Source organism: Glaciecola sp. 33A (assembly GCF_002836745.1).
GTDB lineage: Bacteria > Pseudomonadota > Gammaproteobacteria > Enterobacterales > Alteromonadaceae > Glaciecola.
Genome location: NZ_PJAR01000028.1, coordinates 73,649 through 90,437, shown reverse-complemented (window position 1 = coordinate 90,437; position 16,789 = coordinate 73,649). Strand labels below are relative to the sequence as shown.

Genomic DNA, 16,789 nt, shown 5'->3' with positions numbered 1-16,789 from the left:
ACGTTCAAACTTCTGCTTTGCCATTTTCTTTATTTCCTAAGTTTGGTATTCATTACAATATTGCAACGAACGAACTTCTATAGTTAAAATTAAAATTGTTTACGTACGGGAATCGATTATTGCCTTAGCGACATTATTTGGTGCTTCCGCATACTTATAAAATTCCATTGAGTATGACGCCCTACCCTGCGTTGCTGAACGCACAGCGGTGGCATATCCAAACATTTCTGAAAGTGGTACTTTAGCGCGCACAATCTTAATGCCAGCTACACCGTCTTCCATACCTTCAATTATCCCACGACGGCGGTTTAGGTCTCCGACCACATCACCCATCCAATCCTCGGGAGTGGTTACTTCAACCTGCATAGTCGGTTCAAGTAACACTGGGTTGGCGCTAGCCATCCCATTCTTGAAACCCATCGAAGCAGCAATTTTAAACGCCATTTCAGAAGAGTCAACATCGTGGTAAGAACCATCGAATAAGGTTACTTTGATGTCTAGAACAGGATAACCTGCTAGTACACCATTTTGCATCTGTTCCTCGATGCCTTTATCAACCGCTGGTATAAATTCTTTTGGCACAGTGCCACCAACGATCCCATTTACAAATTCGTATCCAGCGCCTTCTTCATTTGGTTCTACTTTTAACCAAACGTGCCCATATTGACCTTTACCGCCGGATTGACGAATAAATTTACCTTCGACTTCAACAGCCTTACGAATAGTTTCACGATAAGCAACTTGTGGATTACCCACGTTGCATTCGACATTAAACTCACGCTTCATACGGTCAACAATGATGTCTAGGTGCAATTCACCCATGCCGGATATTATGGTTTGACCTGACTCTTCGTCGGTCTTCACTTTAAATGACGGATCCTCGGCAGTTAATTTGCTTAACGCTATCCCCATTCTCTCCTGATCACCTGTAGATTTGGGTTCTACTGCGATAGAAATAACCGGTTCTGGAAAATCCATTTTTTCTAGTGTAATAATATTATTTGGATCACACAACGTTTCACCTGTTGTAACATCCTTCAATCCAATCGCCGCAGCGATATCGCCAGCCCGAACTTCTTTTAATTCCGCTCTATCGTTCGCGTGCATTTGCACCATGCGACCAATACGCTCCTTTTTGCCTTTAATTGGGTTATAAACAGTATCGCCTGTTTTAATAACGCCAGAATAGCAACGGAAGAAAGTTAACGTTCCCACAAATGGGTCGGTTGCTATTTTAAATGCTAAGGCCGCAAATGGAGCACTGTCACTTGCTTCCCTTGACGACTCAGTTTCGTCCTTGTCATCAAGTACCCCTTTGATTGCAGGTACTTCTGTTGGCGCTGGTAAGTATTCAACAACAGCGTCAAGCACAGCTTGTACACCCTTGTTTTTGAATGCAGAGCCGCAGCATGCTAAAACAATATCATTACTGAGAGTTCGAATGCGCAAACCCTCTTTAATTTCAGCTTCGGACAACTCTTCGCCATTTAAATACTTGTCCATTAACTCGTCGTTTGCTTCTGCCGCCGCTTCAACCATTTCAGTTCGATACTTTTCAGCCTTAGCCAAATACTCGGCTGGAATTTCTTCATAAGAGAAGGTTGCGCCTTTATCGGCTTCGTTCCAGTTAATCGACTTCATTTTAATAAGGTCAATTACGCCTCTAAATTCTTCTTCTGTGCCAATATTCAGCTGAATTGGTACACAGTTTGCACCTAACCGTTTGCGAATTTGATTCACAACACGTTCAAAATCTGCGCCCGTTCGGTCCATTTTATTAATAAAAACTAAACGCGGTACATGGTATTTGTCGGCTTGACGCCAGACTGTTTCTGATTGCGGCTCAACACCTGACGAACCACAAAAAACAACAACCGCACCATCTAATACACGCAGTGAACGTTCAACTTCAATTGTAAAATCGACGTGCCCCGGTGTGTCTATAATATTGATGCGGTGTTGATCGAACTGCTGCTGCATACCTGCCCAAAAGCAAGTCGTTGCCGCAGAAGTTATTGTAATGCCACGTTCCTGTTCTTGTTCCATCCAATCCATAGTGGCAGCGCCATCATGAACTTCACCGATTTTATGTGAAATACCGGTATAGAATAAAATACGCTCAGTTGTTGTGGTTTTACCCGCATCAACATGTGCAACAATACCAATGTTGCGATAGCGTTCGATAGGTGTACTACGTGGCATACTTCTCTCTTTTTCCGTAAAGTTCGAGTGATTAACTCAAGACTACCAACGGTAGTGAGCAAACGCTTTGTTCGCTTCTGCCATGCGGTGAACGTCTTCACGTTTCTTAACCGCACTACCTTTGTTGTCTTGTGCATCAAGCAACTCAGCTGCTAAACGTTGTGCCATGGATTTCTCACCACGCTTACGTGCCGCATCAACCATCCAACGCATACCAAGAGCGTTACGACGAACTGGACGAACTTCTACTGGTACTTGGTACGTAGAACCACCAACACGGCGAGATTTAACCTCAACTGTGGGGCGGATGTTCTCTAGTGCATCTTCAAACACTTCTAGGTGTGGTTTAGACGTTTTTTGAGCAACAATTTCAAGGGCACCGTAAACAATTTTTTCAGCGGTGGACTTCTTGCCGTCGAGCATTACGACATTCATGAACTTAGCAAGCAACTGCGATCCGAACTTAGGATCTGGTAGGATTTTACGTTGACCTACGACTCTTCTTCTTGGCATCTTAATTCTCCGTGGAATTCAGGTATAACCCAAAACTCTAATTTAATAGTTTGGCCTTACTAACGGAGAACCGTTAAGACTTAGGCCTTTTCGCGCCGTACTTAGAACGGGCTTGTCTACGATCGTTTACACCAGAGCAATCCAATGTTCCGCGGACTGTATGGTAACGAACACCTGGTAAATCTTTTACACGACCACCGCGGATAAGTACCACGCTGTGCTCTTGTAGGTTGTGGCCTTCGCCACCGATGTATGAAGAAACTTCAAAACCGTTTGTTAAGCGAACGCGACATACTTTACGTAATGCAGAATTCGGCTTCTTTGGCGTAGTTGTATATACGCGAGTACACACACCACGACGTTGTGGGCATGCTTGTAAAGCAGCTACGTTCGATTTCTCGACCGGCTTTTTACGTGGCTTGCGCACTAACTGGTTAACTGTTGCCATTAACTAGCTCCTGGTTAAAATTAAATTCTCAAATCATTATATCGCTCAAGCGAATATTAATTGAGTTCTGTTGCAGACACATCTACTAAACGAATATCGCTAAGCTAAATACTATCTACTGCTCGTTAGCCCAGTAAAATCAACGATTAATGCTGTATTTCGAAAACAAAAAACCGCGACTTTATTTTCCCAAAACATGTGATTGGCAAAATTGGGTCGCGGAATGTTATAGATCATAGGCTGTAATGTCAAGCGGGGAGCATGTTTTCACATACTCCCCGCTTCAATTTATAGACATTTTGCTATGTTCAATTTACTAAGCGTTATCGTCGCCTGCATTTAGCAGTTCAGCCATTGCTTTTTCAGCTTCATCAGCGGCCATTGAAGGCTCGACTGGTGCGAACTGAGCAGCTTTTCTAGCAGCACGTTTTTGATGATACGAGAAACCAGTACCAGCTGGGATCAAGCGACCAACAATAACGTTCTCTTTCAAACCACGTAAATCATCTTCTTTACCTTGCACTGCAGCTTCCGTTAACACTCGAGTTGTTTCTTGGAATGAAGCAGCTGAGATAAATGACTCAGTAGAAAGTGACGCTTTAGTAATACCTAACAGCTGAGTTTCATAGCCTGCTGGGATCTTACCTTGCTTTTCCATTTCACGGTTAGCGATCTTAACTTGAGAAACCTCAACTTGTTCGCCTTCTAAGAAACGTGTATCACCAGGAGTCGTAATCATACATTTACGTAACATTTGACGAATAACAACTTCAATGTGCTTATCGTTAATTTTTACACCCTGCAAACGATAAACTTCTTGTACTTCATTTACGATGTAATTAGAAACAGCACTGATGCCTCTCAAACGCAAAATGTCATGTGGAGATTCAGGTCCATCAGCAATGACTTCACCTTTCTCTACAGACTCACCTTCATAAACATTCAGGTTGCGCCATTTAGGGATCATCTCTTCATAATGATCCGCATCTTTTCGAGTAATAGTTAAACGTTTCTTACCTTTGGTTTCTTTACCGTATCCGATAACACCAGAAACTTCAGCAAGTATTGCAGGCTCTTTAGGCTTACGTGCTTCAAACAAATCAGCAACACGTGGAAGGCCACCCGTAATATCTCGTGTTTTCGAACTCTCTTGCGGTATACGTGCTAACACGTCACCCTCTTTTGCTAACTTACCATCAGTAGTTTCGATGGTAGTAAAGCTTGGTAAGCGAATTTCTTGAAGACCAAACTCTACGTTATCAAGAATAAGCTTAGGCTCTTTAGCATTCGCTTTAGAAAGATCTTTAACAACGATACGAGTCAAACCGGTCAATTCGTCTTGTTGCATTTCCGTATTTGAATCGTCGATATCAGCAAAGCTGATCTTAGAATCACGCTCAGTCACAATTGGGTGACTATGTGGGTCCCAGTTAGCAACGATATCGCCAGAACTAACCGATGCATTATCATCGACATTCAACACCGCACCATATGGCACTCTGTAACGTTCTTTCTCACGACCTTGGTCGTCAATAACCGTTAATTCAGTTGAACGTGAAATGATAACTACTTTCTTATCAGAGTTACGTACGAATTTTGCGTTAGAGAATTTCAATGTACCGGTTGTTTTAACTTGTACATTGTTTTCTGCTGTAGCACGAGATGCTGCGCCACCGATATGGAATGTACGCATTGTTAACTGTGTACCAGGTTCACCGATAGACTGTGCAGCAATAACACCGACAGATTCACCAGAACCAACCATGTGGCCACGCGCTAGGTCACGACCGTAACAATTGGCACAAACACCAAAGTCATTATCGCAAGTAATAACTGAGCGAACCATAATTTGGTCAACTGAGTTAACTTCCAGCAGATCAACAAGCGCTTCGTCGAGTAATACGTTACGTTCAACAAGCACTTCATCAGTACCAGGCTTAACCACATCTTCAGCAACAACACGGCCTAAAACACGTTCGCGTAAAGCTTCAACAACATCACCACCTTCGATTAATGGTGTCATTTTAACACCTTCGAATGTGCCACAATCGTCGTTATTGATAACCAAATCTTGTGCAACGTCTACCAAGCGTCGAGTCAAATAACCCGAGTTAGCTGTCTTCAATGCGGTATCGGCCAAACCTTTACGTGCACCGTGAGTAGAGATAAAGTACTGCAGTACGTTAAGACCTTCACGGAAGTTAGCTGTGATTGGTGTTTCGATGATTGAACCATCCGGCTTAGCCATCAATCCACGCATACCCGCTAATTGACGAATTTGTGCAGCACTACCACGAGCGCCCGAGTCAGCCATCATGTAAACGGAGTTAAATGATGTTTGCTCTTCGTCTTCACCATTTTTGTTTTTAACAGTTTCAGTTTTCAAGTTATCCATCATCGCTTTCGCTACGTTTTCATTGGCAGTTGACCAAATATCGATAACTTTGTTGTAACGTTCACCGGCAGTTACAAGACCTGATTGGAACTGCTCTTGGATCTCAACAACTTCCGCTTCCGCAGCGTCGATGATTTCTTTCTTCGCATCTGGGATCACCATGTCATCGATACCAACTGATGCACCCGCGATCATCGCGTAGTGGAAACCGGTATACATGATTTGGTCAGCTGCAATTACAGTGTCCTTCAAACCTAAAGTACGGTAGCAAGTGTTCAACAATTGTGAAATTTGCTTTTTACCCATCGCTTGATTGATTATTTCAAAGGGTAACCCTACTGGCAGTGTCAAAGAGAAAATCGCGCGACCGACCGTTGTATCGGTTAGTGTTACTTTCTCAGATTTGGTGCCGTCTTCTGCAACAACAATTTCCGTAATCCGCACTTTAACGCGAGCATGAAGCTCAGCGCAGTCTGTACGATATGCTTTTTCAGCTTCGAACGGACTGGTAAATACCATACCTTCACCTAAACCATTAACACGGTCACGTGTCAAATAGTAAAGGCCCAATACAACGTCCTGTGAAGGAACAATAATTGGCTCGCCGTTTGCCGGTGAAAGAATGTTGTTAGTCGACATCATTAATGCGCGAGACTCTAACTGAGCTTCGATCGTCAATGGTACGTGAACCGCCATTTGGTCACCGTCGAAGTCAGCGTTGTACGCAGCACATACTAATGGGTGTAATTGGATTGCTTTACCTTCAATCAGTATAGGTTCAAATGCTTGGATACCTAACCTGTGAAGTGTTGGTGCACGGTTAAGCAACACTGGATGTTCGCGAATTACTTCGTCAAGAACGTCCCATACTTCCGGCGCTTCACGTTCAACTAATTTCTTAGCTGCTTTGATCGTTGTCGCTAAACCACGACCTTCCAGCTTGCCATAAATAAACGGCTTGAATAGTTCAAGTGCCATTTTCTTAGGAAGACCACATTGGTGTAAACGCAATGTTGGACCAACGGTAATGACAGAACGACCTGAATAGTCAACACGCTTACCAAGCAGGTTTTGACGGAAACGACCTTGCTTACCTTTAATCATGTCAGCAAGTGATTTCAATGGACGCTTGTTAGAACCAGTGATAGCACGACCACGACGACCATTGTCTAGAAGGGCATCAACTGCTTCTTGCAACATACGTTTTTCGTTACGTACAATAATGTCAGGTGCAGCGAGGTCTAGTAGACGCTTCAAACGGTTGTTACGGTTAATAACACGACGATATAGATCGTTCAAATCTGAAGTCGCGAAACGGCCACCATCTAATGGTACCAATGGACGCAATTCAGGTGGTAATACCGGTAGTACTGTCAGGATCATCCACTCTGGCTTATTACCAGACTGTTGGAATGACTCTAACAGTTTCAACCGCTTGGTAATTTTCTTACGTTTGGTTTCAGAATTAATTGAAGGTAATTCTTCACGCATAGCGGCAACATCTGCTGCTACGTCAAGTTGCTTAAGCAATTCAAATACTGCTTCTGCACCCATTTTCGCTTCGAATTCATCGCCATGCTCTTCCAAAGAATCTAAATATTCTTCTTCAGTTAGTAGTTGCCTTGCTTCAAGCTCTGTATAACCGGCTTCGGTTACAACATATGATTCGAAGTAAAGTACACGCTCGATATCACGTAGTGTCATGTCCAACATTAAACCGATTCTTGACGGTAATGATTTAAGGAACCAAATGTGCGCAACTGGACTTGCCAGTTCAATATGACCCATACGCTCACGACGTACTTTCGTTAGGGTAACTTCAACGCCACATTTTTCACAGATAACACCACGGTGCTTCAAACGCTTGTATTTACCGCACAAACATTCGTAATCTTTTACTGGACCAAATATACGGGCACAGAAAAGACCATCACGCTCGGGCTTGAACGTACGATAGTTTATCGTTTCAGGCTTTTTAACTTCACCAAAAGACCATGATCTAATCATGTCCGGTGAAGCAAGACCAATTTTGATATTGTCAAATTCTTCGGTCTTATTTTGTTGCTTAATAAACTTTAGTAAGTCTTTCACATATCTCTCCCAACGGAGTCATTGTCACGACCCTGAATCCACCTAAGTGAAAACAGGGCCAACCTGTTTAAGCTCAATCGATGCGCTTACCGTTTTTGTTCTTCAAGCTCAATATTAATACCCAATGAACGGATTTCTTTCAACAATACGTTGAAGGATTCTGGCATGCCAGGCTCCATTCTATGGTCACCGTCAACGATGTTTTTATACATCTTAGTACGGCCATTAACATCATCAGACTTAACAGTTAGCATCTCTTGTAAGGTATACGCAGCACCATAAGCTTCTAGCGCCCAAACTTCCATCTCACCGAAGCGTTGACCACCAAATTGTGCTTTACCACCAAGTGGCTGTTGCGTAACCAAACTGTAAGAACCAGTAGAACGTGCATGCATTTTATCATCAACCAAGTGGTTAAGTTTTAACATGTACATGTAACCTACAGTAACAGGACGCTCAAAAGCTCTACCTGTGCGGCCATCAAACAACGTAATTTGACCACTTTCAGGAATGTCTGCTAATTTCAGCATTTCTTTGATTTCTGACTCACGTGCGCCGTCGAATACCGGAGTAGCGACAGGAACACCTTTGCGCAGATTTTCAGCTAAACGCTTAATCTCATGGTCAGAGAAAGTATCAAGATCGACTTCCTGATGACATTCACCAAGGTTATATATCTCCTTTAAGAAGCTACGTAACTTGGTAATCTCTTCTTGCTCTTTGATCATACGATCAATCTTTACACCTAAGCCATGGGCAGCCATACCTAAGTGAGTTTCAAGAATCTGACCAATGTTCATACGTGACGGAACACCCAATGGGTTTAATACGATGTCTATCGGCGTGCCGTTGGCATCGTATGGCATATCTTCAACAGGTTGAATCGCTGAAATAACACCTTTGTTACCGTGACGACCAGCCATTTTATCACCCGGCTGAATATGACGTTTGACAGCAAGATAAACCTTGACGATTTTTAACACGCCTGGCGCTAAATCATCGCCTTGAGTAATCTTACGGCGTTTGTTTTCGAACTTCTTATCAAAGTCATTTTTAACTTCTTCATGTTGCTGTGCACTTTGATCAAGCTCCGATTGCGCGTCTTCGTCTTTCAACGTGATATCGAACCATTTGTCACGTGGCAGACTATCTAATTTAGCTTGGTCAATACCGAACTTAAGTAATAAGTTCTGCGTACGAGCAAAAATACCGTCAGCAAGAATACCGAATTCATCACCTAAGTCTTTCTTCACTTGACGCAACTGCATATCTTCAATTTCTAAGGCGCGCTTGTCTTTCTCAACGCCGTCGCGTGTAAACACCTGAACATCAATAACGGTACCGCGAACGCTGTTAGGCACACGAAGTGAAGTATCTTTAACGTCAGACGCTTTTTCACCAAAGATTGCTCGTAATAGTTTCTCTTCTGGCGTAAGTTGAGTTTCACCTTTCGGTGTCACTTTACCGACTAGAATGTCGCCACCCTTCACTTCAGCACCAATATATACAACGCCTGATTCATCAAGCTTGCCTAACGCAGATTCGCCTACGTTTGGAATATCAGAACTGATTTCTTCTGGACCTAACTTGGTATCGCGAGCGATACAGCTAAGTTCTTGGATGTGAATAGTTGTAAAACGATCTTCTTCAGCTACACGCTCAGAAATAAGGATTGAATCCTCAAAGTTGTAACCATTCCAAGGCATAAATGCGATGCGCATGTTTTGACCAAGCGCTAATTCACCTAAGTCAGTTGACGGACCGTCGGCCAGCACGTCACCAGTCACGATGGGGTCACCCACATTGCACGTTGGTCGTTGGTTAATACATGTATTTTGGTTAGAACGTGTATATTTAGTTAAGTTGTAGATATCGATACCAGCTTCACCGGCTGTCATTTCTTCTTCATTAACTTTAACTACAATACGGCTTGCATCAACATAGTCGACTGTTCCGCCACGTTTCGCCACAACAGTTACACCCGAATCTACTGCTACCGTCTTCTCCATACCTGTTCCGACCAATGGCTTATCAGCCCTTAGCGTTGGTACAGCTTGACGTTGCATGTTCGAGCCCATCAAGGCTCGGTTAGCATCATCGTGTTCTAGGAACGGAATAATACTTGCTGCGACTGATACTATTTGTTGCGGTGACACATCCATATAGGTAATGTCATCTTTTTGCATTAAGGTGGTTTCACCACGGTGACGACAAGGTATCAAGTCTTCAACTAAGGCGTTTTTATCATCCAGTAACACGTTTGCTTGTGCAATCGCGAATTGACCTTCTTCAATCGCTGACAAGTAATCAATATCGTCGGTAACGATACCGTCTACAATGCGGCGATACGGGGTTTCTAAGAAACCAAAGTCATTCGTTCTGGCGAAACTAGCAAGTGAGTTGATCAAACCAATGTTTGGACCCTCTGGCGTTTCAATTGGACATACACGACCATAGTGAGTCGGATGCACGTCACGCACTTCGAAACCAGCTCTTTCACGCGTAAGACCACCCGGACCTAAAGCAGAAATACGACGCTTGTGCGTCACTTCTGATAGCGGGTTGTTCTGATCCATAAACTGAGATAATTGGCTTGAGCCAAAAAACTCTTTTACAGCAGCAGAAATAGGCTTCGCATTGATCAAATCTTGCGGCATGATGGCATCAAGGTCGCCAAGGCTTAAACGCTCTTTAACAGCGCGTTCGACGCGTACTAAACCAACACGGAATTGATTCTCTGCCATTTCACCAACAGAACGAATACGACGGTTACCTAAGTGATCGATATCATCAACTTCGTCTTTACCGTCACGAATAGTGATAAGTTGCTTCATTACCGAAACAATATCATCTTTCGATAGCGTGCCTGAACCAGTGAGTTCTTCACGGCCTAAACGACGGTTGAACTTCATTCTGCCGACAGCAGACAAGTCATATCTGTCTTCGGAGAAGAATAAGTTATCAAACAATGTTTCTGCGGCGTCTTTCGTTGGTGGTTCACCGGGACGCATCATGCGGTAAATCTCTACAAGCGCTTCTAACTTATTAGTGCTTGAATCGATTTTAATAGTGTCCGAAATATAAGAACCATGATCAAGCTCGTTGATATACAAGGTTTCAAATTCAACAACACCCAGCTCACGCAACTCGAGCAAGTTTTCTAACGTTACTTCGTCGTTCGCGTTTACTACCACTTCGCCAGTTTCTTCGTTAACGAAAGTCTTAGCATAAATTTTGCCGAGTAAGTATTCAGCTGGAACTTCCAACTCAGTGACTTTTGCTTTCTCTAACGCTCGAGTATGGCGAGCAGATACTCTTCGACCAGCTTCTACAATCACTTCACCTTTGCCATCCATGATGTCAAATTGTGCAGTTTCACCGCGTAAACGATCAGGAACAACGTCCATCAACAATTTATCGCCAGTAATGCGAACATTGGTTTTATCGAAGAATAAATCAAGAATTTCTTCTGTGCTCATTTCTAAGGCACGAAGGATTATTGTCGCTGGTAATTTTCTACGACGGTCAATACGAACGAATAAATTATCTTTCGGATCGAACTCGAAATCCAACCATGAACCACGGTATGGAATAACGCGCGCATTATAAAGTACTTTACCAGACGAGTGGGTTTTGCCCTTGTCATGATCAAAGAATACGCCAGGTGAACGATGCAGCTGAGATACGATTACGCGCTCAGTACCATTGATCACAAATGTACCGTTTTGAGTCATTAGTGGGATTTCACCCATGTAGACTTCTTGTTCTTTGATGTCTTTAACAGTACCTGGAGCGGCTTCTTTATCAAACAAGACAAGACGCAGCTTGACTCTTAAAGGAGCTGAATACGTTACACCACGGATTTGACATTCTTTTACGTCAAAAACAGGCTCGCCTAAGCGATATGCTACGTATTGTAACTCGCTGTTACCGCTGTAACTTTTAATTGGAAACACAGAGCGGAATGCCGCTTCTAAGCCGTATTGACCATCAGGATCTTGGTCAATGAACTTTTTGAATGAGTCCAGTTGGATTGAAAGGAGGTATGGAATTTCCAATACCTGCGGGCGCTTGCCAAAATCCTTACGGATACGTTTCTTTTCACTATTAGAGTAAACCATGGGTTCCTCAGCCGACTGATTTTAGACCCAACCTGCTACACGTACTATCTTCATGTGTAACAAACTTCCAGTACCCTTTTAATAGGGCATTAACCTCAGCACATATCATCGATTAAATTTTAATGTCAATGAAAACAACTACTTACAGCTAATTGCCAACGCATTTTTAGATAGCAAACAAAGGGTGAAATATTGCATATCATACAGCGCAAAAAGGCAGGTGATTAAAAATCACCTGCCTGAGCCTATTAAGGCCAGTAATTAAAAGTGCTAATTACTTGATTTCTACTTCAGCACCAGCATCTGTTAGTGCTTTTTGCAATGCTTCAGCGTCGCTTTTAGAAACGCCTTCTTTAATTGCTTTTGGTGCAGATTCAACTACATCTTTAGCTTCTTTCAAGCCAAGACCAGTTGCGCTACGCACTGCTTTAATAACAGAAACTTTGTTAGGACCGAATGAAGTAAGAATTACGTCAAACTCAGTTTGCTCTTCAACAACTTCAGCTGCTGCAGCTGGACCAGCTACTGCTACTGCTGCTGCTGCAGATACATTGAATTTTTCTTCTGCTGCTTCGATCAGTTCTACCAATTCCATTACTGGCATTTCTGCGATTGCGTTTAATATATCATCTTTGGATAGAGCCATTTCTCTAAACTCCTGGGGTTTTGAATGTTAAAAATTATAATGCCAAAAAAGAAAATTATTTTTCTTCTTTGATCGCCGCCAATACACGCACAAACTTGCTAGGAACTTCGTTAATCGTACGAACGAATTTCTCAACAGGCGCTTTGAAGGTTGCAAGTAATCTTGCAAGTGCTTCGTCGCGGGTCGGTAGTGAAGCTACTGCATCCAATTTCTCTGGACCTAATAGACCGCTACCAATTGACAATGCCGTTACCTGTAATTTAGGGTTAGTTTTAGAGAAGTCTTTAAACAAGCGCGCTGCCGCGCCTGGAGCTTCAATAGAAAAACCATAAATTAAAGGACCAATTAAGGCACTGTCGATGTCTGCAAATTTACTGTCTGCCAATCCACGTTTAGCTAGAGTATTGCGTATTACTTTGAGGTATACGCCCTGCTCACGAGCTTTAATGCGGAGTTCAGTCAGTTCACGAACTTCCATCCCACGGTATTCAGCGACGGCAACGGATAGAGCGCGAGAAGCAACTTCATTTATTTCAGCTACGATCTCTTTTTTTGCTGCTAAGCCTAATGCCACTGAGTTCACCTTCTTAAAATCTGAATTGAGTTTGCGTCTTTCGACTCTTACTTTCATCAGTGTTTACAGATTGATACTTAATATGCTGGATGAAAACATCTGAAACATACCTTGTACCGCTCTACGGTGTTCATTCCCAGAGAGTCTGAGTTGAAACCACCGTCTGCGCAGGTAGTATTAAGCTATGACATTCGCTTCTTTCGAAGTGTGTGAAAGTTCTCTTACTTCTTTCACTGCCCAGCGCCTGCGGTCTTGGACGGGAGTTGACTTACGCTTTTGGCGCAAACAACTCCAACCCACAACCTTAAAGAGAGAAGCTAGTTAAACTTTTTGAATCAATGAACTCTGGCTTACGACAACGCCAGCACCCATTGTTGTGCTTAAACTAACTTTTTGTATATATGTTCCTTTAGCAGAAGAAGGCTTTGCTTTCTTCAATGCTTCTAGCAATGACTCAAGGTTTTCTTGAATATGGTTTGCTTCAAAAGCAATTTTACCAATGCTAGCGTGAATAATACCGTTCTTATCGTTACGGTATCTAACCTGACCCGCTTTTGCATTTTTAACTGCAGTAGCGACGTCTGGAGTAACCGTACCCGTTTTAGGGTTAGGCATAAGACCACGTGGACCAAGAATTTGACCTAGAGTACCAACGACACGCATTGCGTCTGGGCTAGCGACAACTACATCAAAATTCATTTCGCCTTTTTTTACCAACTCAGCGAGGTCTTCCATACCAACGATATCGGCACCAGCAGCTTTTGCAGCTTCAACATTGGCACCTTGAGTGAATACAGCAACACGAACATCTTTACCAGTACCGTTTGGCAGTACCGTTGCACCACGAACGTTTTGGTCAGATTTACGTGCATCGATACCCAAGTTAATTGCAACGTCAACGCTTTCTGAGAACTTAACCGTTGCAAGTTCTTTAAGTAACGCTACCGCTTCATTAATTTCGTATTCTTTACTTGCGTCAACTTTTTCAAAAATGTTGCGCATTCTTTTAGATAATTTTGCCATTCTATTAACCCTCTACTACCAAGCCCATGCTACGAGCAGAACCCGCGATGGTGTTTACGGCAGCTTCTAAACCAGATGCTGTCAAATCAGGTTCTTTTAATTTTGCGATCTCTTCTAACTGAGCGCGAGTAACTTTACCCACTTTTTCAGTATTAGGACGACCAGAACCACTCTTGATACCTGCAGCTTTCTTTAGTAAGAAGGATGCTGGAGGAGTTTTTGTTACGAATGTAAAAGAACGATCTTCGTACACAGTAATCTCTACTGGTACTGGAGCGCCTTTCTCAAGTTCCTGTGTTTTCGCATTAAATGCTTTACAGAATTCCATGATATTCACACCATGTTGACCTAGCGCAGGACCAACGGGTGGACTTGGGTTAGCAGCGCCTGCCGCAACCTGTAGCTTAATTAAGCCAGTGACTTTCTTCGCCATTATATTTACTCTCTATTAGTGGGTATAACGCCTTAAAGATACAGAGAATATCTTCTCAAACGGCTTCCCGATGCATAAAAAAGGGCGCAAAGTATAGGCTTTTGATGATTTAAATACAAGCCTTAATTCAAGTATATCGTAAATACCTTGAATAAAATAACCGACGTTATTGGGATAGTAATATTTACGCAAGCTCGATTGACTAATGCTAAAAAAGGCCACCTAAAAGGTGACCTCTTAAGTATTCGTTTAAAACTATGACTAGCCTTTTGGCATAATTACAGTGTCAATCACGTGAATAACACCATTAGATGTCTTAATATCTGTCGTTACTACGTTAGCGTTATCAACTTTAACACCACCGTCACTTACTACTACAGTAATATCTGAACCTTCTAAAGTCGTAGCAGAAGTCAGTTTAACTACGTCGGCTGCCATTACTTCGCCAGCTACCACGTGGTACGTTAAAATTTGTATTAATTTATCTTTATTTTCTGGCAACAACAATGACTCAACTGTTCCTGCAGGTAATTTTGCAAATGCTTCATTCGTTGGAGCAAACACTGTCAATGGGCCGTCAGCTTTCAATGCATCAACTAAACCAGCCGCTTTTACAGCAGCAACCAATGTAGAAAAATCGCTGTTGTTAGCCGCTGTATCTACAATGTCCATTTTCTTTCCATAGCTTCCAGCCATTACGTTTGCTGAAAAAACCGCAGCCAGTAGCATTGTTGAAACCAATTTCATTGTATTATTAATCACGCTTTTCATAATTCTTCCTTAATGGAACGTTGTAGTTGGGACGAGTACGACGATTCGTACTTCAGCACATATATACAAAGGAAAGTCATAATTAGTTGCTTTATTACAATTATTTAATAAAGCGACAACGGTTAGGCTTTATTAGGAATGCCTAGTTAATCATGAGCAAAAAAAATCCAGTGCTTAAGCTGGATTTCTTGTTATTGAATTTTAGTAAAATAGTTAACCTTTTTCTACTTGACCAAATTCTAATTCGACTGGTGTTGAGCGCCCAAATATCAATACGGACACTTTCAAGCGGCTTTTTTCGTAGTCTACTTCCTCTACTGTGCCATTGAAATCCGCGAACGGACCATCAGTAACACGAACAACTTCGCCCGGCTCGAACAATGTTTTTGGTCTTGGCTTATCAACGCCTTCTTGCAGACGATTTAATATAGCATCAGCCTCTTTCTGGGTAATTGGCATCGGACGGTCGGATGTGCCGCCGATGAAACCTAGAACACGTGGAATACTTTTAACTAAATGCCAAGAATCTTCATTCATTTCCATTTCAACTAGCACGTAACCGGGGAAGAATTTACGCTCAGATTTGCGCTTTTGACCTGCCCGCATTTCTACTACTTCTTCGGTAGGTACTAAAATCTCACCGAAGTAATCTTCCATACCGTGCATTTTGATATATTCGACCAGTGTCTTTTGAACACGACCTTCATATTGTGAGAATGCTTGCACTACATACCATTTTTTGTCAGACATGCTTACACTCCGATGTTGGTAATTAAGCCAATTACATAAACTAAAACCATGTCAATCAGATATAGCATCAAACCAACAACTGCAGTGGCCAAGAGAATAATAAGTGTCATTCGATTTGCTTCACTGCGGCTAGGCCAAATAACTTTGCGAACTTCAGTGCGGGCATCTTTTGCAAATACCAGAAAGTTACTACCTTTTTGCGTTGTTGCCGCAATGCCTAAGGAAATAACCACGATACTAACAGCGGCAAGTGCCCTGTATAACACAGATATTTCTTCATACGCACTGTATGCGTAAACCAAACCACCTAAAAGGGCGATCACTATAATCCATTTTGCGAGGTCTAACGGATTAGACGCGTTTTCTGCCTTATCACTCATCAGTGGTTACCCTAAACTAGCTGCGCCTAAAATTAGCGAGCTATTAATTAAATTGTTACGTCGGACCTATGCCACTATAAAAAGTGGCAGGGGTGGAGGGACTCGAACCCCCAGCCATCGGTTTTGGAGACCGCTGTTCTACCAATTGGAACTACACCCCTAAATCCGTGCGATACATTTTTCAGCTGCAATTCCCTTGTGATGTTGTGTTCTTGAAAGGAAGTCATCAGCGTCATAAGGGAGGGAGCAGTATTATACTCATGCAAACAAGTTATACAAGTACCTTGCACCGCTTAGTTGCACTATTCTAGCAAATTAATGCTTTGTAGGGCTAACACTCTATTTTTAATATGTGGGTAGAGCTCAAAATATCACCGATTGTTCGAGAACAAATCCACTTTTGCCAAGGTCTGCATTAATTAGTATTACAAGCCAAGATTGA

The 16,789-nt window shown here is 42.5% G+C and carries 12 protein-coding genes and 1 tRNA gene; all 13 read right to left on the bottom strand.

The window, feature by feature from the left end; translation table 11 throughout:
• Window positions 1–99: 99 nt before the first annotated feature.
• Window positions 100–2,202 (bottom strand): elongation factor G, encoded by a 2,103-nt coding sequence (gene fusA / locus CXF81_RS04585; RefSeq protein ID WP_101180193.1) that lies wholly within the window; start codon window positions 2,200–2,202, stop codon window positions 100–102.
• A 42-nt stretch (window positions 2,203–2,244) separates the two neighbouring features.
• A complete protein-coding gene (rpsG, locus tag CXF81_RS04580; RefSeq protein WP_006014882.1) occupies window positions 2,245–2,715 on the bottom strand; it encodes a 30S ribosomal protein S7 in 471 nt (156 codons plus the stop codon).
• A 73-nt stretch (window positions 2,716–2,788) separates the two neighbouring features.
• The gene (rpsL, locus tag CXF81_RS04575) at window positions 2,789–3,163 is read right to left on the bottom strand and encodes a 30S ribosomal protein S12 (protein WP_026843906.1); all 375 of its coding nucleotides are present in this window, start codon (window positions 3,161–3,163) and stop codon (window positions 2,789–2,791) included.
• Window positions 3,164–3,479: 316 nt separating this feature from the next.
• Window positions 3,480–7,649 carry a DNA-directed RNA polymerase subunit beta' gene (rpoC, locus tag CXF81_RS04570; RefSeq protein WP_101180192.1) on the bottom strand — a complete coding sequence of 1,390 codons (4,170 nt, stop codon included), beginning with the start codon at window positions 7,647–7,649 and terminating at the stop codon, window positions 3,480–3,482.
• 86 nt (window positions 7,650–7,735) lie between these two features.
• Window positions 7,736–11,770: a DNA-directed RNA polymerase subunit beta gene (gene rpoB / locus CXF81_RS04565; RefSeq protein WP_101180191.1), complete on the bottom strand. Its 4,035-nt coding sequence runs from the start codon at window positions 11,768–11,770 to the stop codon at window positions 7,736–7,738.
• Window positions 11,771–12,044: 274 nt separating this feature from the next.
• Window positions 12,045–12,416 (bottom strand): 50S ribosomal protein L7/L12, encoded by a 372-nt coding sequence (gene rplL, locus CXF81_RS04560; protein WP_101180190.1) that lies wholly within the window; start codon window positions 12,414–12,416, stop codon window positions 12,045–12,047.
• A gap of 55 nt (window positions 12,417–12,471) precedes the next feature.
• Window positions 12,472–12,990, bottom strand: a complete 519-nt coding sequence (gene rplJ, locus CXF81_RS04555; RefSeq protein ID WP_101180189.1) for a 50S ribosomal protein L10 — start codon at window positions 12,988–12,990, stop codon at window positions 12,472–12,474.
• 321 nt (window positions 12,991–13,311) lie between these two features.
• Window positions 13,312–14,013, bottom strand: a complete 702-nt coding sequence (gene rplA, locus CXF81_RS04550; protein WP_101180188.1) for a 50S ribosomal protein L1 — start codon at window positions 14,011–14,013, stop codon at window positions 13,312–13,314.
• Window positions 14,014–14,017: 4 nt separating this feature from the next.
• Entirely contained in the window at window positions 14,018–14,446 is a 429-nt protein-coding gene (gene rplK, locus CXF81_RS04545; RefSeq protein ID WP_101180187.1) for a 50S ribosomal protein L11, read from the bottom strand.
• A 261-nt stretch (window positions 14,447–14,707) separates the two neighbouring features.
• Window positions 14,708–15,217 (bottom strand): fasciclin domain-containing protein, encoded by a 510-nt coding sequence (locus tag CXF81_RS04540; protein ID WP_369828638.1) that lies wholly within the window; start codon window positions 15,215–15,217, stop codon window positions 14,708–14,710.
• A 213-nt stretch (window positions 15,218–15,430) separates the two neighbouring features.
• The gene (nusG, locus tag CXF81_RS04535; RefSeq protein ID WP_101180186.1) at window positions 15,431–15,967 is read right to left on the bottom strand and encodes a transcription termination/antitermination protein NusG; all 537 of its coding nucleotides are present in this window, start codon (window positions 15,965–15,967) and stop codon (window positions 15,431–15,433) included.
• Between the two features lie 2 nt (window positions 15,968–15,969).
• Window positions 15,970–16,347, bottom strand: a complete 378-nt coding sequence (secE, locus tag CXF81_RS04530; RefSeq protein ID WP_006014859.1) for a preprotein translocase subunit SecE — start codon at window positions 16,345–16,347, stop codon at window positions 15,970–15,972.
• Window positions 16,348–16,431: 84 nt separating this feature from the next.
• A tRNA-Trp gene (locus tag CXF81_RS04525) sits at window positions 16,432–16,508 on the bottom strand.
• Window positions 16,509–16,789 lie beyond the last annotated feature (281 nt).